This is a genomic window from Anaerotruncus massiliensis (ex Togo et al. 2026) (genome assembly GCF_900199635.1).
GTDB classification, from domain to species: domain Bacteria; phylum Bacillota; class Clostridia; order Oscillospirales; family Ruminococcaceae; genus Anaerotruncus; species Anaerotruncus massiliensis.
Genome location: NZ_LT962687.1, coordinates 2,147,761 through 2,165,380, shown reverse-complemented (window position 1 = coordinate 2,165,380; position 17,620 = coordinate 2,147,761). Strand labels below are relative to the sequence as shown.

At 67.4% G+C, this 17,620-nt stretch carries 18 protein-coding genes and 2 tRNA genes; 9 read left to right on the top strand and 11 right to left on the bottom strand.

Going from position 1 to position 17,620, the window contains the following annotated elements:
* Nucleotides 1-2 precede the first annotated feature (2 nt).
* Complete coding sequence (gene ygeW, locus C1A13_RS10620) at nucleotides 3-1,199, top strand: knotted carbamoyltransferase YgeW (RefSeq protein WP_101551812.1); 1,197 nt, start codon at nucleotides 3-5, stop codon at nucleotides 1,197-1,199.
* 136 nt (nucleotides 1,200-1,335) lie between these two features.
* Nucleotides 1,336-2,271, top strand: a complete 936-nt coding sequence (arcC, locus tag C1A13_RS10615; protein WP_101551810.1) for a carbamate kinase — start codon at nucleotides 1,336-1,338, stop codon at nucleotides 2,269-2,271.
* Nucleotides 2,272-2,538: 267 nt separating this feature from the next.
* Here arcC and C1A13_RS10610 read toward each other — a convergent pair whose 3' ends face one another.
* The 3 genes from C1A13_RS10610 to yedE are packed head-to-tail and all read right to left on the bottom strand — an operon-like array spanning nucleotide 2,539 to nucleotide 4,158.
* The gene (locus C1A13_RS10610) at nucleotides 2,539-2,775 is read right to left on the bottom strand and encodes a DUF3343 domain-containing protein (protein ID WP_101551808.1); all 237 of its coding nucleotides are present in this window, start codon (nucleotides 2,773-2,775) and stop codon (nucleotides 2,539-2,541) included.
* Between the two features lie 34 nt (nucleotides 2,776-2,809).
* Nucleotides 2,810-3,019 (bottom strand): sulfurtransferase TusA family protein, encoded by a 210-nt coding sequence (locus C1A13_RS10605; RefSeq protein ID WP_101551806.1) that lies wholly within the window; start codon nucleotides 3,017-3,019, stop codon nucleotides 2,810-2,812.
* Between the two features lie 14 nt (nucleotides 3,020-3,033).
* On the bottom strand, nucleotides 3,034-4,158 hold the full coding sequence (gene yedE / locus C1A13_RS10600) for a YedE family putative selenium transporter (RefSeq protein WP_417007829.1): 1,125 nt from the start codon (nucleotides 4,156-4,158) through the stop codon (nucleotides 3,034-3,036).
* A gap of 187 nt (nucleotides 4,159-4,345) precedes the next feature.
* Here yedE and C1A13_RS10595 point away from each other — a divergent pair, with 187 nt between their 5' ends.
* From C1A13_RS10595 to C1A13_RS10580, 4 genes are all read left to right on the top strand, one after another.
* The gene (locus C1A13_RS10595; protein WP_101551802.1) at nucleotides 4,346-5,497 is read left to right on the top strand and encodes an aminotransferase class V-fold PLP-dependent enzyme; all 1,152 of its coding nucleotides are present in this window, start codon (nucleotides 4,346-4,348) and stop codon (nucleotides 5,495-5,497) included.
* An 11-nt stretch (nucleotides 5,498-5,508) separates the two neighbouring features.
* Entirely contained in the window at nucleotides 5,509-6,906 is a 1,398-nt protein-coding gene (selA, locus tag C1A13_RS10590) for an L-seryl-tRNA(Sec) selenium transferase (RefSeq protein WP_101551801.1), read from the top strand.
* Nucleotides 6,894-8,768 (top strand): selenocysteine-specific translation elongation factor, encoded by a 1,875-nt coding sequence (gene selB / locus C1A13_RS10585; protein WP_101551798.1) that lies wholly within the window; start codon nucleotides 6,894-6,896, stop codon nucleotides 8,766-8,768. Before selA ends, selB begins: the two co-directional genes overlap by 13 nt.
* Before the next feature lie 55 nt (nucleotides 8,769-8,823).
* Nucleotides 8,824-8,920, top strand: a tRNA-Sec gene (locus C1A13_RS10580).
* A 57-nt stretch (nucleotides 8,921-8,977) separates the two neighbouring features.
* Here C1A13_RS10580 and C1A13_RS14910 read toward each other — a convergent pair.
* Together C1A13_RS14910 and C1A13_RS10575 are read right to left on the bottom strand one after the other, a co-directional pair.
* Nucleotides 8,978-9,136, bottom strand: coding sequence for a hypothetical protein (locus C1A13_RS14910; RefSeq protein ID WP_172439253.1), 159 nt, complete (start codon nucleotides 9,134-9,136; stop codon nucleotides 8,978-8,980).
* Nucleotides 9,126-9,311 (bottom strand): hypothetical protein, encoded by a 186-nt coding sequence (locus tag C1A13_RS10575; RefSeq protein ID WP_101551796.1) that lies wholly within the window; start codon nucleotides 9,309-9,311, stop codon nucleotides 9,126-9,128. The genes C1A13_RS14910 and C1A13_RS10575 overlap by 11 nt, the downstream gene beginning before the upstream one ends.
* A gap of 266 nt (nucleotides 9,312-9,577) precedes the next feature.
* Here C1A13_RS10575 and C1A13_RS10570 point away from each other — a divergent pair, with 266 nt between their 5' ends.
* The gene (locus C1A13_RS10570) at nucleotides 9,578-9,955 is read left to right on the top strand and encodes a helix-turn-helix domain-containing protein (protein ID WP_101551794.1); all 378 of its coding nucleotides are present in this window, start codon (nucleotides 9,578-9,580) and stop codon (nucleotides 9,953-9,955) included.
* Nucleotides 9,956-10,182: 227 nt separating this feature from the next.
* Here C1A13_RS10570 and C1A13_RS10565 read toward each other — a convergent pair whose 3' ends face one another.
* From C1A13_RS10565 to C1A13_RS10550, 4 genes are read right to left on the bottom strand one after another with little or no spacing between them, the layout of a single operon-like run.
* The gene (locus C1A13_RS10565) at nucleotides 10,183-11,217 is read right to left on the bottom strand and encodes an XdhC family protein (protein WP_101551792.1); all 1,035 of its coding nucleotides are present in this window, start codon (nucleotides 11,215-11,217) and stop codon (nucleotides 10,183-10,185) included.
* The gene (yqeB, locus tag C1A13_RS10560) at nucleotides 11,214-12,005 is read right to left on the bottom strand and encodes a selenium-dependent molybdenum cofactor biosynthesis protein YqeB (RefSeq protein ID WP_101551790.1); all 792 of its coding nucleotides are present in this window, start codon (nucleotides 12,003-12,005) and stop codon (nucleotides 11,214-11,216) included. Before yqeB ends, C1A13_RS10565 begins: the two co-directional genes overlap by 4 nt.
* Nucleotides 11,999-12,715: a selenium cofactor biosynthesis protein YqeC gene (gene yqeC, locus C1A13_RS10555; RefSeq protein WP_101551788.1), complete on the bottom strand. Its 717-nt coding sequence runs from the start codon at nucleotides 12,713-12,715 to the stop codon at nucleotides 11,999-12,001. Before yqeC ends, yqeB begins: the two co-directional genes overlap by 7 nt.
* The gene (locus C1A13_RS10550) at nucleotides 12,702-13,634 is read right to left on the bottom strand and encodes a selenium metabolism-associated LysR family transcriptional regulator (protein ID WP_172439252.1); all 933 of its coding nucleotides are present in this window, start codon (nucleotides 13,632-13,634) and stop codon (nucleotides 12,702-12,704) included. Before C1A13_RS10550 ends, yqeC begins: the two co-directional genes overlap by 14 nt.
* A 234-nt stretch (nucleotides 13,635-13,868) precedes the next feature.
* Between C1A13_RS10550 and selD the strand changes: the two genes are divergently transcribed.
* Complete coding sequence (gene selD / locus C1A13_RS10545; RefSeq protein ID WP_101553255.1) at nucleotides 13,869-14,879, top strand: selenide, water dikinase SelD; 1,011 nt, start codon at nucleotides 13,869-13,871, stop codon at nucleotides 14,877-14,879.
* Between the two features lie 393 nt (nucleotides 14,880-15,272).
* A tRNA-Leu gene (locus C1A13_RS10540) sits at nucleotides 15,273-15,359 on the top strand.
* Nucleotides 15,360-15,433: 74 nt separating this feature from the next.
* Here the strand turns inward: C1A13_RS10540 and brnQ are convergent.
* Both brnQ and C1A13_RS15265 read right to left on the bottom strand, forming a co-directional pair.
* Nucleotides 15,434-16,759 carry a branched-chain amino acid transport system II carrier protein gene (gene brnQ / locus C1A13_RS10535; protein ID WP_101551785.1) on the bottom strand — a complete coding sequence of 442 codons (1,326 nt, stop codon included), beginning with the start codon at nucleotides 16,757-16,759 and terminating at the stop codon, nucleotides 15,434-15,436.
* A gap of 152 nt (nucleotides 16,760-16,911) precedes the next feature.
* A complete protein-coding gene (locus C1A13_RS15265; RefSeq protein WP_242970905.1) occupies nucleotides 16,912-17,442 on the bottom strand; it encodes a collagen-like protein in 531 nt (176 codons plus the stop codon).
* Nucleotides 17,443-17,620 lie beyond the last annotated feature (178 nt).

Genomic DNA, 17,620 nt, shown 5'->3' with positions numbered 1-17,620 from the left:
CCATGGATCAGAAATTACAGGCCTATATCGATAAACTCAACAAACTCAACTTCAAAGAGATGTACATGAACGACTTCTTCCTTACCTGGGAGAAGACGGACGACGAGCTCGAGGCGGTCTTCACCATCGCCGACGCGCTGCGCTACATGCGCGAGCAGAACATCTCCACGAAGATTTTCGAGAGCGGGCTGGGCATCTCCCTCTTCCGCGACAACTCCACCCGCACCCGCTTCTCCTTCGCCTCCGCCTGCAACCTGCTGGGCCTCGAGGTGCAGGACCTTGACGAGGGCAAATCCCAGATCGCGCACGGCGAGACCGTCCGCGAGACGGCGAACATGATCTCCTTCATGGCGGATGTCATCGGCATCCGCGACGACATGTACATCGGCAAGGGCAACGCCTACATGCACGAGGTCTCCAAATCGGTCCGCGAGGGCTATCAGGACGGCGTGCTCGAGCAGATCCCGACCCTGGTCAACCTCCAGTGCGACATCGACCACCCGACCCAGTGCATGGCGGATATGCTCCACATCATCCACCACTTCGGCGGCGTGGAGAACCTCAAGGGCAAAAAGGTCGCGATGACCTGGGCCTACAGCCCCTCCTACGGCAAGCCCCTCTCGGTGCCGCAGGGCGTCATCGGCCTGATGACCCGCTTCGGCATGGACGTCGTGCTGGCACATCCCGAGGGCTACGAGGTCATGCCCGAGGTCGAGGAGGTCGCCAAGAAGAACGCCGCCGCGTCGGGCGGCACCTACCGCAAGACCAACTCGATGGCCGACGCCTTCCAGGACGCGGACATCGTCTACCCGAAGAGCTGGGCGCCCTTCGCCGCCATGGAAAAGCGCACCAACCTCTACGGCGAGGGCGACTCGGAAGGCATCAAGAAGCTCGAAAAGGAGCTGCTCGCGCAGAACGCCAACCACAAGGACTGGTGCTGCACCGAGGAGCTCATGAAGACCACGAAGGACGGCAAGGCGCTCTACCTGCACTGCCTGCCCGCCGACATCAACGGCGTCTCCTGCGAGGACGGCGAGGTCGAGGCCTCGGTGTTCGACCGCTACCGCACCCCGCTCTATAAGGAGGCCTCCTTCAAGCCCTACGTCATCGCGGCGATGATCTTCCTCTCGAAGGTCAAGGACCCGCAGGCGGTCCTCAAGGCGCTCGAGGAGCGCGGCACCCCCCGCTGGACCAAGTAAACGGCGCGCAGCCCCGCCCGCAGCGGTACGGATTCCGCCTTTGCGGCGTCCCGGGGAGCGCGCTTCCCGGGACCGACGTCACAATCTGCCGGCGCCGCCGGTTTGAGCCGATATTATGAAAAGGTGGTAATTTGGTATGGGAAAGAGAATCGTCATCGCTCTGGGCGGTAACGCGCTCGGCAACAACCTGCCCGAACAGATGATCGCGGTCAAACAGACCTCCAAGGCGATCGTCGATTTGATCGAAGAGGGACACGAGGTCGTCATCTCCCACGGCAACGGCCCGCAGGTCGGGATGATCCAGAAGGCGATGGCCTCCCTCAACGCGGTCGATCCCAAGCAGTACCCGATCCCGCTGTCGGTGTGCGGCGCGATGAGCCAGGGCTACATCGGCTACGACCTGCAAAACGCCCTGCGGGAGGAGCTGCTCGACCGCGGCATCCACAAGCCCGTTTCGACGCTCATCACCCAGGTCGTCGTCGATCCGGAGGACCCCGCCTTCAAGAAGCCGACCAAGCCGATCGGCAGCTTTATGACCGAAGAGGCCGCCAAAAAGCTGGCCGCGGAAAAGGGCTACACCGTCATGGAGGACGCGGGGCGCGGCTGGCGCCGCGTCGTGGCCTCCCCCCGCCCGCAGCACATCGTCGAGATCGAGACGATCCGCACCCTCGTCAACGCGGGGCAGGTGGTCGTCGCGGCGGGTGGCGGTGGCATCCCCGTCATGGAGACGGAGGGCAACCATCTCAAGGGCGTGCCCGCCGTCATCGACAAGGACTTCTGCAGCGCGCGCCTGGCCGAGTCGGTCGACGCGGATTGCCTGATCATCCTCACGGCGGTCGAAAAGGTCGCCATCAACTTCGGAAAGCCCAACCAGGAGTGGCTTGACGAGCTCACCCCCGAACGCGCCCGGCAGCTCATCTCCGAGGGCCACTTCGCTCCCGGCTCGATGCTCCCGAAGGTGCAGGCCGCCCTCCAGTTCGCCGAGTCCAAGCCGGAGCGCTACGCGCTGATCACTCTGCTGGAAAAGGCCAAGGACGGCATCGCCGGAAAGACCGGCACCATCATTCGCTGACTTCGCTCCATCTGTTGATACCCTCCTTCTTGCCGCCCGCGGGATTCTTGCCCCCGCGGGCGGCCCGCGTTTTCGAGAGAGATGTGGAAAAGAACCGCCGCCCGAAAGGGCGGCGTTTTCTTTTGCCGCTTTCTTTCAAGAAAGCGGCAAAGAACATTTGATTCAGGTGGGGCCCTTCCCGAAGCGGCGGGGTTCCGGAGAGGACAAAAGGGCCGCCCCGCGGGGCGGCCCTTTTGTGTGGTAGGATATGCGGATTGGAGTGACGGGTTATCGGTTGTCGATGGCCGGAAGGTAGCGGCCGGAGTCCGTCCGCACGAGCTGCTCAAGCCCCGCGCGGTCCAACTCCCGCGGATCGCCTTCATAGGCGAAGCGGGCGCAGGTCCCGCAGGAGGAGCTCAGGCTCCGAGGCACGGGGGAAAGCTGCACCGCGATCCCCTGCCCGCGCAGGTCGCCCGCGAACCGGACCGCGTCATAGTGGGTGAAAAAGGTTGCGATATACTGCAAAGGCGGTTCCCTCCCGGCGGTCAATGTGGGGCTGCTATTTCACGAGGGTCAGGCGGTAGTCCTCTCCATCCGCCGAGACGGAGACGCGGTAGCCCGCGCGTTCGGCGTAACGGGTGACGTTCTCCCGCGCGGTGGGATTGTCCACCAGCACCTCGCAGGAGGAGGGGGCCTTGTCAAGCGCGTTTTTTGTCAGGACGACCGGCTGCGGGCAGGAGAGCCCGCGCGCGTCGATGGTCTGTGCCATGATGATTCCTCCTTCTATGCCCGCTGGGGCTCTTTTACGCCTGCTGCGGCCGTGGCTTTCGTATTGAGGAAGGCGACGACGAACAGGACGATGAGTGCGATGACGGTAAAGAGTTTCCCCGCGGCGGTGGGGCCGCCAGTGATGGCGCCGTCCTCGGCCACGGCGGTGGCGGCGGAGGCGAGGCCGAAATTGTGCGCGAACGCCGCGCCGACGAAATAGCCGGCGACGGTGACGGCGGAATCGGAGTTGCCCTCGCCCGCGAGGATGAGCTGACGGAGCGGGCAGCCGCCCAGCATGACCGAGCCGAGCCCGACCGCGGCCATCGAGAGGAAGTTCCAGACGCCGTCGATGTGGGCGACCGGCTGGCCCATGAAGCCGAGGCTGAAGTAGCCGCCGAACACGGCGTTGAGAACCAGGTTCCCGGCGAGCGCGGCGACAAGAATGGCCACAAAGCCGGAGAGCAGCGTCCAGTCCTGAAAGAGCAGGACGTCGCGGATGCCGCCGACCATGCACAGCCGGATGCGCTGCGCGAGCGCGCCGACGACCAGCCCGGCGATGAGGGAGATCCAGATGGGGGCGTGCATCGAGCCAGGGCCCTTTTCGCTGAAGAGGATGAACGCGGGCGCGGCGCAGAGCAGGCCGAAGAGGGCGACCTGGACGACCGACAGCCAGACGCCGTCGACGGCGGGCAGGGTGTAGGTGCGCTTCAGGCTGTAGCCGCGTTTGAGAAACTGCACGCCGCAGAGGATGCCGATGGCGAAGCCGACGAGCCCGACGATGGCGTTGAGGTCGCCGCCGGCGATCCGCAGGACCATGCGCAGCGGGCAGCCGAGGAAGACAAGCGCGGTGATCATGACGAACGCGCCGAGCACGAAGCGGGTCATCGGGGAGGAGCCGCCGCGGGGGAGGAACTCCTTCTTCACGGCCGAGACGATGAGCGCGCCGAGCACGAGGCCGATGATTTCAGGGCGGATGTACTGGACGACCGCCGCTTGGTGCATCCCGACCGCACCGGCGGTGTCGCGGATGAAGCAGGCGATGCAGAAGCCCATGTTTTTGGGGTTCCCGAACCAGACGAGCGCGGCGGCGATGACGCCGATGACCACGCCGGCGAGGATGATTTTACGTTTTTCCTTCAATGCCAACACCTCAAAGCAGATTTGATTCGCATGCGTTTCCTTTGTTATTATAGTACAAATATTTGGCATATGGAAATTGCGATTTTGAATAAACCGACGGTATTTATAGATATCATCTATATATATGGCGCGGGAGGAAAAAGTGGCGTACAATAGAAGCCAGAATCTGCAAAGGAGGCCCCAGGAGATGCAAAAAGTATATTTCGACCACGCGGCGACCTCCTTTCCCAAGCCGCCCGAGGTCGTGTCCGCGATGGTGGCGTATATGGAACGGGTCGGCAGCAATGTGGGCCGCGGCGGCTACGCCTCCGCCTACGAAGCCGCCGGGACGGTGCTTGCCGCGCGTGAGCGGCTTTGCGCCCTGCTGGGCGGCCCCGACCCGCGCAACGTCATCTTCACCCTCAACGTCACCGAGGCGCTCAACATGATCCTCAAGGGCTTCCTGTGCCCCGGAGACCACGTCCTCGTGAGCGCGGTGGAGCACAACGCGGTCATGCGCCCGCTCGTGCAGCTTTCACAGACGGGCGTGGCGTTCGACCGCATCCCTTGCGACGGGGAGGGGGCCCTCTGTCTGGACGCGCTCGACGGACTCGTCCGTCCCAGCACCCGCGCCGTCGTCCTGACCCACGCGTCCAACGTCGCGGGCACCATCCAGCCGGTCGCGCAGGTCGGCGCGTTCTGCCGCGCGCATGGCCTGCGCTTTATCGTCGACTGCGCGCAGACCGCCGGGATGGAACCTGTCGACATGGGCCCGATGGGCATCGACGCGCTCGCGTTCACCGGGCACAAGGGGCTGCTCGGACCGCAGGGAACGGGGGGATTCCTCGTCACCGACGCCTTTGAGAAGGAGCTGGACCCGCTTATTTCTGGCGGGACGGGCAGCTTTTCCCACCTCGAGACGGTGCCCGCGCTGCTGCCAGACCGGTTCGAGGCGGGAACCTTGAACCTGCCGGGCATCTACGGCCTGCACGCGGCGCTCGGTTTCCTGGAGGAGACGGGGATCGATGTCATCCGCGCGTGGGAACGGGCGCTGACCGCGCGGTTCCTCGCGGCGGTGGCGGAGGACGGACGCATCCGCGTCGCCGGTCCCCGGACGGCGGAGGGGCGCACGGCGGTTGTCTCGCTCGATTTCCCCGGGCGGGACAACGCGGAGATCGCCTTCCGCCTCGACAGCGAATACGGCGTCATGACCCGCTGCGGCCTGCACTGCGCCCCCAACGCGCACCGGACGCTCGGGACCTACCCGCAGGGGACGGTGCGGTTCTCCTTCGGGTATGGGAACACGGAGGAAGAGATCGATTACGCGTCCGACGCGATCGGGCGCATCCTGAACGGATAGGAGGGCGCGGTATGGAGGACAGGACGGCGCTGCTGCGGGCGATCCCGCAGGTGGACGAGCTGCTCCGGGAGCCCGGGCTCGCCCGGGCGGCGCAGCAGCAGGGGCGGGCGGCGGCGCTCGGCGCGGTGCGCGCCGAGCTCGACGCGGTGCGCGCGTCGGTCCTGCGGGGCGAATGCCTCGCGGTGCCGCCGCCGTCCCTGCTGTGCGCAGTCGTTCTCGAACGGCTGCGCAGCGCGGGTTTCCCGCGCCTGCGCCGCCTCGTCAACGCGACGGGCGTGGCGCTGCACACCAATCTGGGGCGCGCGCCCCTCTCGGACGCGGCCCGCAGCGCGGTGGGCGACGCGGCGGGCTGCTGCGACCTGGAATATGACCTCGAAACGGGGGAGCGGGGCAGCCGCGGCGCGCATGTGGAGCCTCTGCTGAAGGACTTCTGCGGGTGCGGGGACGCGCTCGTCGTCAACAACAACGCGGCGGCGGTGCTGCTCGCGCTGGCCGCGCTGGCGCGCGGGCGGGAGGTCGCCGTATCGCGCGGGGAGCTCGTGGAGATCGGGGACGGCTTTCGCATCCACGACATTTTGGAGCAGAGCGGCGCCCGGCTCAGGGAAGTCGGCTCCACCAACCGCACCGGTCCCGGGGACTATGAGGCGGCCTGCGCCGAAGGGGATGTGGCCGCGCTTTTGAAGGTGCATACGAGCAACTTCCGCGTCGTCGGGTTCACCGCGTCGGCGTCGGTCGGGGAGCTCGCGTCTCTCGCGAAGAGGCGGGAGATCCCGCTCGTCGTGGATTTGGGGAGCGGTGCGCTGCTGGAGGCGGGGGAGTACCCCTTTCCCGGCGAGCCGACCGTCCCGCAGACACTGCGGGAGGGCGCGGATGTCGTCTGCTTCTCAGGGGACAAGCTGCTCGGCGGCCCGCAGGCGGGCATCCTCGTCGGGAGGGCCACGCTGATCGAACGGATGCGCCGCCACCCGCTGGCGCGCGCCCTGCGCATCGACAAGCTCTCCCTCGCGGCGCTGGCCGCGACGCTGGAGAGTTACGCGGACCCGGCCCGCGCGAAGCGGGAGATCCCGGCGCTCCGGATGCTCTGCGCCCCGCCCGAAACCCTGCGGGCGCGCGCCGAGGAACTCTGCGGAATGATCGCGCGGCTGGGCGCGGACTGCGCCTGCGAGGTCGTCCCCACAGAACGCCCGGTGGGGGGCGGCTGCGCGCCGGGACAGCTCCTCAAGGGATCCGCGGTCGCGGTGACGGCGCGCGCTTTCGGCGCGGACGCGCTTGCCGCGCGGCTGCGCGCCGCGCCGGCCCCCGTTGTCGCGCGCATATCGGAGGGCAGGCTGCTGCTCGACGTTTCGACGATGCTGCCGGAGGAGCTTGCACCGGCGGCGGAGGCGGTGAAGGCCGGGTGCGGACCGTGAAGCGGATCGTGATCGGCACGGCGGGCCACGTCGACCACGGCAAGACGGCGCTCGTGCGCGCGCTCACCGGCATCGACGCCGACCGGCTCGCGGAGGAGAAGCGCCGGGGCCTGACGGTCGACCTCGGCTTTGCGTGGATGGAACTGCCGGGGGAGGTCCACGCCGACATCGTCGACGTGCCCGGCCACGAGCATTTTGTCAAGAACATGCTCGCGGGTGCGGGCGGGATCGACCTCGCGCTGCTGGTGGTTGCCGCGGACGAGGGGGTCATGCCCCAGACGCGGGAGCACCTTGTCATTTTGTCGCTGCTCGGCGTGCCGCGCGGCGTGGTCGTGCTGTCCAGATGCGACCTCGCGGATGGGGAGACCCGCGCGCTCGCGCGGGAGGAGATCGCCGAAGCTGTGCGGGGCAGCTTTCTGGAGGGCGCGCCGGTCGTGGAGACCTCCGCCCAAACGGGGGAGGGCCTCGACGTGCTGCGCGCCCTGCTCGCGGAGGAAGCCGCGGAGCTCCCGCCCGGGAATATCGACCGTCCCTTTTTCCTGCCGGTGGACCGGGCGTTTACCGTCCGCGGCTTCGGCGCCGTCGTGACCGGGACCGCGCTTGACGGGCAGGTGCGCCCCGGCGACCTGCTGACCGTCAGCCCCGGCGGAGCCCGCGTGCGGGTGCGCGGCCTGCAAAGCTGCGGCCGCGAGGCCGCGGCCGCCTTTGCGGGCCAGCGCGTCGCCGTCAACCTGGCCGGGGCGGAACCCGGCTCGCTCGCGCGCGGCGACGCGCTGGCGGCCGCACCGTCCGCGCGCGCAAACGCGCTGCTCGACGTGCGGCTGGCCGCGCACCCCGCCTCCGCCCGCGCGATCACCCACAACCAGCGGCTGCACCTCGCGCTCGGCACCGCCTGCGTCCTTTGCCGCGCGCGTCTGCTCGACCGGGAGGCCCTGGCGCCGGGCGAGAGCGGCTATGCCCAGCTGCTGCTCGAGCAGCCGGTCGCGGTCCGCCCGGGAGACCGGTTCGTCGTGCGGTTCTATTCGCCCGTTGAGACGGTGGGGGGCGGCGTGGTGCTCGACATCCCCGCCCGCCGCCACAGACGGCTTGACAGCGCCGTGCTCGCACGGTTACAATGTTACGACGGGGCGGACGCGCGCGGCCGCCTGCGTTCCGACCTCGCCGAAGAGCCGATGACGCGGGAACAGGCGCGGGAGCGGCTCTTTTTTCTCTCGGACGCGGAATTTTCCACCGCGTGGGAGGGCCTGCTCGCGGACGGGGAAATCCGGTGCGCGGGCCGGCTCGCCCTGACGCCCGGGACACTCGCCCGCCTGCGGGAGGAGCTGCTCGGCGTCCTTGCGGATTATCACGGGGCGCATCCCCTCGACCGGGGGATGCCGCTTAACCTGCTGCGGGAACGGTTTCCCGGCGGACTGCCCGAGTGGTTCGCGGAGGAGGGCGCCGTCTCCCGCGCGGGGGACGCGCTCTCGCTGCCCGGCTTTGCGCCGGAGGGGACGGAACTCTATCGCCGTACCGCCGCGGAGCTGCTCGCTCTCTATGCGCGCGAGCCCTGCGCGCCGCCCGACCGGGCGGCGGCGCTCGCGGAATTTCCGCCGTCCGTGCCCGCCGGGCGGGTGTTTGATCTGCTGCTCGAGGCGGGCGAACTGGTCGAGGCCGCGCCGGGACTCTGCTTCACCCGCGCGGCGTGGGAGAGCGCCCGGGAAACGGCCCGCAATGTCGCCGGGGAGCGGGGAAGCGTCACGCTCTCCGGGTTGCGCGACGCGCTTGGAACCTCCCGGCGGTACGCGCAGGCGCTGCTCGAGCGGATGGACGCCGACGGCTTCACCCGCAGGGAGGGGGACGCGCATCTCCTGCGGGAGTGACGGGCCGGTTACCTGCGCGGACAAAAAAACGCGCGGCGTTTTGCCGCGCGGATATGGGGGCGGATGGGCGCCGGTGTGCCTCCCGGTCTTCAAAACCGGTGTGGGCGGCGCAGAGCCGTCCGGGTGAGTTCGATTCTCACACGCCCCCGCCAAAATGAAAATCCCCGTGCGGACGCCTCGTCCGCACGGGGATTTGTTTGATGAAGCCTCTATTTGTTCCGGCCCGCGAGGGTGACGACAAGCGCGGCGATGGCGAAGGCTATCGCGCCGACCGTCAGGACCGAGCCGGGGACGCCGGCAACGAAGAAGCTGGCGGCGAGCAGCAGGATCGCGACGACCCAGAAGGCCTGGATGACTTTACGGTTCATGATGCATATCCTCGTCGATCAGTTTTTTGAGATACTCCGCCATGCTCATGCCGCGGCCCGCGGCATGAGCTTTGATTTTGTCCTTATAACCCTTGGGCGCCCAGAAGCGGATCTGTTCCAGATTCTCCCGCTGGTATTTCATCGTGGCGTTTTTGCTCGCTTCGTTGTAAGCCATGAGACCGACCCCTTCAATATTATAGCAATTATAGAACATTATTACAATGTTTACTGATCGTAACAGGGAATCGGCATTTTAGACGAAAATATTTTTGAAATTTGCACAGATCCGTTTATTGAAATATAGTGCACTATACATTAAAATAAAAAAGGCGTCACGAAACGGTAAAAAACGATTGGAAAATCAGGATAATACGGCTAGGATTATGAGGTCATTGGAAAATATTTCATACCTGCTTATGATAAAGGTATGGAGGGAGTGCTTTGAGAACGATTGAAATCGTAGCAAAGAACCTCAAATTCTACAGACAGCAGCGCGGCCTGACGCAGGAGGAACTGGCGTCGAAGGCTTATACCAGCGCGTCCTACATCAGCAGGATCGAACGGATGGTCGCCAACCCGTCGATCGAATCGCTCGACAGCATTGCCATGGCGCTGGGGCTTTCTCCGGCGGAGCTCTTCCGGATAGACGAGGTGGACATCCTCCCCGAGCAGTACGATGAATTCCGCCACCTGCGGGGGATCAGCAGCACCATGGAGCCGTGGCGGAAGTCCCTTTTTCTGCGTGTGGTATCTTCGACGCTCAATGCGCTAAGGGACTGGAAGCCGGTTGAGGAACCGGAAAAGACCGAACAGGAATAAGAAAAACAGCCGCCCGGAGGCGGCTGTTTTTTGATTGTTTTTCCGTTCAAGCGGTGACGTCCACGTTGCCCTTCAGCAGGGGATCGCAGCAGACGGGGTGGCTGGACGCGTCCTCCCCCAGCCCGTCCGGCGGGCAGCTGGAGCACACCTCGGGCCAGGCCTCGCGGCATTTCGCCCCGAGCGCGGCCCTGCTGCGGCTGTTATTGTGTCCCGGCGATGGAAAGCGGTCAGAGGATGGGGTCGAGCAGCACCTCGACGGTGCCGCCGCACACCATGCCCGCCTGGCGCGCGTCGTTGTTGGTCATGTCGCAGAGGACGACGCGCGGCGCGCCCGACGCGAGGACCTCGGGCGCGGAGGCGACCACCCGCGCCTCGGCGGCGCCGCCGCCGATCGTGCCGTAGAGCGCGCCCTTTCCGTCGGCCAGCAGCTTGGAGCCGGTGCCGCGCGGCGCGGAGCCGCGCTTCTCGATGATGGTGGCGAGCATCATCGGTTCCCCCCGCGCGAGGCATTCGAGTCCCTCGCGGCTGACGCTGCCCGCCGACAGCCCGCTGCCCACCTGGATGATCTCGGCCGCGATGCACACGGCGATCTCGGCGGGGGTTTCGGCCCCGATGCGCAGACCGATCGGGGAATGGACCCGCGCGAGCTGTTCCCTGGTATACCCCTCCCGCTCCATCTGCTCCATGACCACGGCGACCTTTTTACGGCTGCCGATCATGCCGCAGTAGGCGAAGCGGCGGGGGAGGATGCGTTCGAGGCAGAGGCGGTCGTCCGCGTGCCCCCGGGTGATGATGACGAAGTAGCTGCCGTCGGTGTAGGGGACCGCCTCCATCGCCTGCGCGAAGGGCATGCAGAGCACCTGGCCGGCGCGCGGGAAACGCTCGCGGTTGGCGAACTCCTCCCGGTCGTCGATCACCGTCACGTCAAAGTCGAGCAGGGAGCCGATCTCCGCCAGCGGCTTCGCGATGTGCCCGCCGCCGCAGATGATGAGCTGACGCCGCGCGCTCAACCGCTCGGCGAGCAGGCGCACGCCGAGGACCTCGGCGGAGAGCGGCCGGTCGCCGCCCGGCAGGGCGGCCGTCAGCTCCTCCCACAGCCCGCGCAGCCCCTCGTCATAGGGGACGAGGCCGTCCGCCGTCACGAGCGCCTTCTGGGCGGTGAGCGCGCGTCCCTCCCGTTCCCCCGCGAGGATGGTCAGCAGGTCGGCGCTGCCGCCCGCGTCGAGGATGTCGGCGAGCGTGCGGAAAAATACCCGGTTCACAGGACCCCTCCCCTCAGGTGCAGGACCGCCTCCAGCGCGCCGCCCGCGATGGCGCGCGCCTTGTCGGAAATGGTGTGACAGTATTCCACGATGCCGCGCGGGTCGATGTCGCCCGACTTCATCCCGCGCGTCACCGGGGTCCCCTCGGGCAGCATGCCGCGCACGACCCCGTCGATCAGGGCGCGCACCGGTTCCCCCTCCACACGCGCGACGACGTCGCCCGCCCGCACGAGCTGCCCGATCCTTGCCGCGGGGGCGAAGGGGCCGTCGGCGGGCGCGCGGATGATCCGCTCGGAGGTGTAGCCGCCGATGTCGCCGGGCACGCCGGTGTTGGCGATCGCGCTTCCCGCGTAGATCACGCGGCCGAGATAGTGCCCCCGCTTGGTCTCGACGACCGCGTGGCAGTCCGCGCCGGCGGTGAAACCGGGGCCGAGCGCGATCACAACGGGCGCGTCGGTGATTCTGGTGCCGAGGTTGCGCTTGGCGAGCACCGCGTCGATGACGACGGGGGGCCGCAGCATTTCGATCGCGGCCGCCTCGGGGTCGACGAGCACCGCGATTTCGCCCTCCCCGGTGATCCGCAGCGCGTCGGCGGGGTCGCGCGCGAGCCGCGCCGTCACCCCTTCGATCTCGGCCGCGCCCTCATAGACCGCGCGGGAAAACGCGACGGTGCAGCGCACGGCGGTGGGCCGGGCGATGTCGGTCATGACGACCTGGAAGCCGCAGTTGTGCAGCCGCCAGGCCACGCCGGTGGCGAGGTCGCCCGCGCCCTTGATGAAGATCAGCATGTGATTTCCGCCTCCTGTCTGAGCGAAAGAATGAGTACTTTTTCAATGCCGCCCGCACGGAGCAGGGCGGCGGCTTGCTCCCCCTGTTCCCGCAGGGCGGGGGTGTCCGCCTGGTTGAGCAGCACGGTGGGGGAAAACCTCCCGTAGCCCGCGAGCAGCAGCCGGGCGATGATCCCGGGGGTCACGGAGGCCCCCTCCGGGATGCCGAGTGCCTCCCGCGCGAGCGGGGCGCGGTGGCAGACCTCGTCGAACGGCCTGCCGAGCGCCGACAGCCCCGCCACGGCGATCACCCGGCCGGTCCCCTCCGGGATGACCGGCTCGGTGGAGTTCGGAAACTTCACCGGCAGCCGCCGGGAGCCGTCCGCCTCGAGGAAGAGCGCGTCGGTGTGCGCCGCGAGCCACGCGAGCGTCTCGGGCGCGGGCGCGGCGAGTTTCCCGGGGGCGCCCCGCGCCGGCGTGCCGGCAACGGCGATCCGCCCGCCCGCGAGCGCCCGTTCCAGCGCGCCGGGATCGCCGTCGCAGACGACCGCGACGCGGCCGTCTGCCGCGGGGCGCAGGATGTGGGTGGTCGTCCCCGCGCCCACGCGCAGCCCCCGCCGCGCATATTCCCCGGCGAGCGCGTACATGAGGGTGGTCTTGCCCCCCGCGCCCACGATGGACACGATCCGTTCCCGCCCGGGGCAGAGCCCCAGCCGTTCAGAGAGCTCCATACGGTTTCCCTCCTTCGGCGTCCCGGAACTGCCCGAGCAGAAATTCCGCCAGCGCGCGCGCGGCGGGGGAGAGGCGGCCGTCCCTGCGCTGAACGAGGTAGAGCCGCCGCCCGAGCGCGCCCCCCTCGAGCGGGAAGGCGAGCAGCAGCCCGAACCGCTCAAAATCGGCGGCGGCGCGTCGGGAGAGAATGGAGATCCCCAGACCCTGGGACACGGCGCGCTTGATCGCCTCGGGGTCGTCCATCTCGGCGGCGACCTTCAGCCGTTCGGGCGAGACCCCGATCTCCTCGAGGAACCGCTCGAACTCGCGGCGGGTTCCTGACCCGGCCTCCCGCTGGATGAACTTCTCCCGCAGCAGCAGCGAGCGGGGAAAGCCCTCCCGCGGCAGCGCCTGGTAGCGTTCAGTGTTGGGGGTGACGACGACGAGCTCGTCGCCGCACAGGTCGTGGAAGACGCAGCGCGGGGAGGGGATCGCGGTGCCGGTCATGCCGAGGTCGGCGGTCCCCTCCGCGACCTGCCGGACGACGGCGGCGCTGTCACAGCGGAGACTGCGCACCGCCGCGTCGGGATGGGTGCGGCCGAAAGCGGCGGCCGCTCCGGGCAGGACGTACTGGGCCGGGATGCTCGACGCGGCGACGGTGACGATCCCGCCGACGGGCGGGGCGGAGGAGGTGACGGCGGCGATCGCGTCGTCCCGCAGGCGGAGCAGCTTCTGCGCGTAGGCGTAGAGCCGCTTGCCCTCCTCGGAGGGGTAGACCTCCTTGGTGGTGCGCACGACGAGCTGCACCCCGAGCTCCCGCTCAAGGGAGCGGATGTGTGCGCTGATCGTCGGCTGGGTGAGGAAGAGCCGCTCCCCCGCGCGGGAGAAGCTGCCGAGGCTCACCACGGCGGAAAACGCCTCGAGCTGTTTAAAATCCAACCGCCCGCCTCCCTTCGGAAAAGTCCGACTTTTCATCCATTATACCAAAATCCGCCCCAAAAGTCATCCTTTGAGGCTTGTTTTTTTAGGCAAAGTGGGCTATGCTATAGATAATCCCGATAGATCCATGATAGCACAACCCGGCAGGATTTACCATCCCCGGGCGCGGGATACGGGAAATCGCACGGAAGGGAGGCTCGCATCGTGGCGGAACAGGAAAAACGGCTCACCCAAATGACCTCCACGGCCGGTTGAGCGGCCAAAGTCGGACCGGGGGTCCTCGCACAGGTTCTGTGCGGCTTACCAAAGTTCCACGATGAAAACCTGCTGGTCGGCTTCGACACCAGCGACGACGCCTGTGTCTACCGCATCAGCGACGAGCTCGCGCTTGTGCAGACGGTCGATTTCTTCCCGCCGGTGGTGGACGATCCCTACGCCTTCGGGCAGATCGCGGCGGCCAACGCCCTCTCGGACATCTACGCGATGGGCGCCGTCCCGAAGCTCGCGATGAACCTGCTCTGTTACCCCTCCTGCCTGCCGCAGGAGACGGTGCGGGCGATTCTGGCGGGCGGCGCGGACAAGGTGCGCGAGGCGGGCGCGGCGCTCGCGGGCGGGCACACGATCCAGGACAACGAGCCCAAATACGGCCTCTGCGTCAGCGGCTTCGTCGATCCGCGCAGGATCCTCGCGAATGCCGGCGCGCGGCCGGGCGACCTGCTGATTCTCACCAAGCCCCTTGGGGTGGGCGTGCTCAACACCGCCGCGAAGGCGGAGCTCATCACGCCCGAGGCGTTCGCCCCGGCGATCGCGTCGATGTCCGCGCTCAACCGCGCGGCGGCGGAGATCGCGGCGGACTTCCCGGTGAGCGCCTGCACCGACGTGACCGGCTTCGGCCTGCTTGGGCACGCGTTCGAGATGGCGGAGGGCTCGGGCGTCACAGTCCGGCTCTTTTCCGGGGAGCTCCCCCTGCTGGAGGGCGCGGCGGATTTGGCCGAGATGGGCATCCTGCCCGCCGGGGCCTACGCCAACCGCGACTATGTCGGGGAGCGCGCCGCCTACGGCGCGGGGGTGCCGCGCGTGCTGCGCGACCTGCTTGCCGATCCGCAGACGTCGGGCGGCCTGCTGCTCGCGGTGCCGAAAGCGCAAGCGGACGAACTGCTGCGCCGCTTGAAGGACGTTTTGCCAAGCGCGGCCGTGATCGGCGAGGCGGTCGAACGCCGGGCGGCCGCGATCGTTGTGGAATAGAAGCGGAGGACGGCTGATCAATCAGCCGTCCTCCGGCTTTTCCCCGCTCGGGGAGGGGCGCGCCGCCCGGGCGCGGTGAGAAAACGGATAAAAAAGGGGACGGTTCCAAGAACCGTCCCTTTTGTTATTCCGGCGAGAACTCAAAACCGTTTCCCCAAAGCCCGAGCCCGCGGATAACCTTGATCATTACGGCGCTACCGGCAACTTGCACAGTGTGTTCCGCATACTTTTTAGCTATTATAACATGTGCTTTTCACAAAGGCAAGAGAAAATCCGCGGCAAGAAAACAAAATATGAAAGATGTACATACGTAACATACAGCTGTTACGTGCGAAAAAACGCCAATGCGCTCTTGCCTTTTCTGCGCGGATTTGCTATACTATCCTCGTATCCGCCGGTATGATGGAATTGGCAGACGTGACGGACTCAAAATCCGTTGGTAGCGATACCGTGCCGGTTCGACCCCGGCTACCGGCACCAAAAAGGCCCCCGGGCGACTGTATTCAGTCGCCCGGGGGTCTTTTCCGTTTCACGCAGGCCGCACGGGGACCGCGTCATGCGGCCCCTTTTCCGCCCTTTTTCCCCGGTGCGAGCGAGAGCAGCGCCCCGAGCAGGATGCCCGCGGCGGCGGGCGGCACCCAGCCGAGCCCAAGCCCCGCGAGGGGGATGCTCTTCATCGCGGGGGTGAGGACGGGGATGGCGAGATGGGCGTCCGCGAGCGCGTAGAGCACGCTGGCGGTCGCGGTGAAGAGGATGGAGACGGGATAGATCTTCCCGAGCGGAGCGATCCAGCGGTGGAAAAAGGAGAGCAGGATGAGCACGATCGCCACCGGATAGATCGCGCCGAGCACGGGAACCGAGACGGCGAGGATCTGGTTGAGGCCGAGGTTGGCGATCGCCATGCTCATGAGCGCAAAGAAGAGTGCCCACCAGCGATAGGAGACGCGCGGGAACAACTCGTGGAAGTACTCGCTGCAGCAGCTGATGAGGCCGATGCAGGTGTTGAGGCAGGCGATGACGAAGACGGCGGCGAGCAACACGCTCCCAAAGGGTCCGAAGAGGGCGGAGACGAGCCGGGTGAGGGCCTCCGCGCCGTTTTGGCTGCCGGGGAACGCGCTCCCCGAAAGGGCGCCGATATGGGCGAGCATGGCGTAGACGGCCAGCAGGACAGCGCCGGCGAGCCAGCCGGCACGGACGGTGCCGCGCACGACGGCGCCGTCGTCCTTAACGCCGCCTGCGCGGATGTTGAGGGCGATGACGATGCCGAAGTTGAGCGCGGCGATCGTGTCCATCGTCTGGTAACCGACGAGAAACCCCTGCACCGCGGGGTTGGACGCGTACGCGTCCGTCACCGCGCCGTACCCGCCCGGGGGCCGCAGGGCGCAGCCCAGAAAGATGACGAGGATGAGCAGCAGCAGGGTGGGACAGAGGACCTTGCCCAACCGGTCGGTGAGCTTTTCCGGCTTGAGGGCGAGCAGGAGCGCCACGCCGAAGAAGAGGGCGGAGTAGCCGAACTGAAGGAGCCCGAACGGTGCGTCCGGCGGGAGGAAGGGGGAGACGGCCATTTCAAAGGAGGTGCTGGCGGTGCGGGGAATGGCGAGGCAGGGCCCGATGGAAAGATAGATGAGCATCGTATAGACGGCTGCAAAGCGCGGATGCACCCGCCCGGCCAGCCGGGAGAGCCCGCCCGACCGCGCCACGGCGACCACCCCGAGGATGGGGAAGCCGATGGCGCTGAGCGCGAACCCGGCCATGGCGGGCCAGGTGCTTGTCCCGGCCTGCGCGCCGAGAAAGGGCGGGAAGATCAGATTCCCCGCCCCGAAGAACATTGAAAAGAGGGTGAACCCCACCAAAAGCAATCGTTTTCCCTGCAGCTGCATGACATCCTCCCCGTTCCTTGAAAATCACCGTTTCCATTTTATCATGCATAGCGGGCGCTGGCAATGTGAAAACACTCCATACCGGTCCGCTCCCGCTGCCGGGAACCGGGGCCGCGGGGTTCCCGCGGCCCCGGTTGCGACGGTTGCGGCGGTCAGGCGTCGGGGTAGGGGCCGATGCGCGTGATCGTCAGGTAGGCGTTGCGGTAATCGGGCGTAGCGGGGAGGGATACGGGGGTGTTGTTGTCGGTGGCTGCGACGTGCAGGCCCACCCATGTCTGCGCGCCCAGCCGGCTGATGATCGAGCCGCCCACCATCGTGTTCGCCGTGAGCGGGACCCGCCCGGCCACGTCGTACCCGCCGGGCGTAAAGGAGACGGTGCAGTACCCCGGCGTACCCGTCGTCGCGCGTACGCCGTATTCGATCAGATAGAGCCCCGCGATCCCGGCAATGAGATTCTGGCGGTTGTTGGAAAGGGAAAAATTGTGCAGGCTGCCCGTCTGGTCGAAGGTGACCAGACCGTAGTTGGGCCCGTTGAAGGTCTGTGCGTCGTGACTCGAAAGGGAAGCCGCCGCGCCGATGACCGGCCCGGTCGGTCCCGTCGCACCTGTCGGCCCTGTCGCACCTGTGGGACCTGCTTCTCCCGTAGGTCCCGTGGCTCCGGTGGGTCCGGCCGGGCCTGTCACAGAAGCGCCTGCCGCGCCTGTGGGGCCTGTGGGACCGGTGCCGCCTGTGGCGCCCGTCGCGCCGGTGGCTCCTGTGACGCCGGCAGGCCCGGTTGGCCCGGTTGGACCTGTCACAGAGGCACCTGCCGCGCCCGTGGGGCCTGTGGGACCGGTGCCGCCTGTGGCGCCCGTCGCGCCG

Coding starts and splice junctions, on each gene's coding strand:
- ygeW (WP_101551812.1), top strand. CDS start 3: ATGGATCAGAAATTACAGGCCTATATCGATAAACTCAACAAACTCAAC.
- arcC (WP_101551810.1), top strand. CDS start 1,336: ATGGGAAAGAGAATCGTCATCGCTCTGGGCGGTAACGCGCTCGGCAAC.
- C1A13_RS10605 (WP_101551806.1), bottom strand. CDS start 3,019: ATGGCACAGACCATCGACGCGCGCGGGCTCTCCTGCCCGCAGCCGGTC.
- C1A13_RS10595 (WP_101551802.1), top strand. CDS start 4,346: ATGCAAAAAGTATATTTCGACCACGCGGCGACCTCCTTTCCCAAGCCG.
- selA (WP_101551801.1), top strand. CDS start 5,509: ATGGAGGACAGGACGGCGCTGCTGCGGGCGATCCCGCAGGTGGACGAG.
- C1A13_RS14910 (WP_172439253.1), bottom strand. CDS start 9,136: ATGAACCGTAAAGTCATCCAGGCCTTCTGGGTCGTCGCGATCCTGCTG.
- C1A13_RS10575 (WP_101551796.1), bottom strand. CDS start 9,311: ATGGCTTACAACGAAGCGAGCAAAAACGCCACGATGAAATACCAGCGG.
- yqeB (WP_101551790.1), bottom strand. CDS start 12,005: ATGCTGATCTTCATCAAGGGCGCGGGCGACCTCGCCACCGGCGTGGCC.
- yqeC (WP_101551788.1), bottom strand. CDS start 12,715: ATGGAGCTCTCTGAACGGCTGGGGCTCTGCCCCGGGCGGGAACGGATC.
- brnQ (WP_101551785.1), bottom strand. CDS start 16,759: ATGCAGCTGCAGGGAAAACGATTGCTTTTGGTGGGGTTCACCCTCTTT.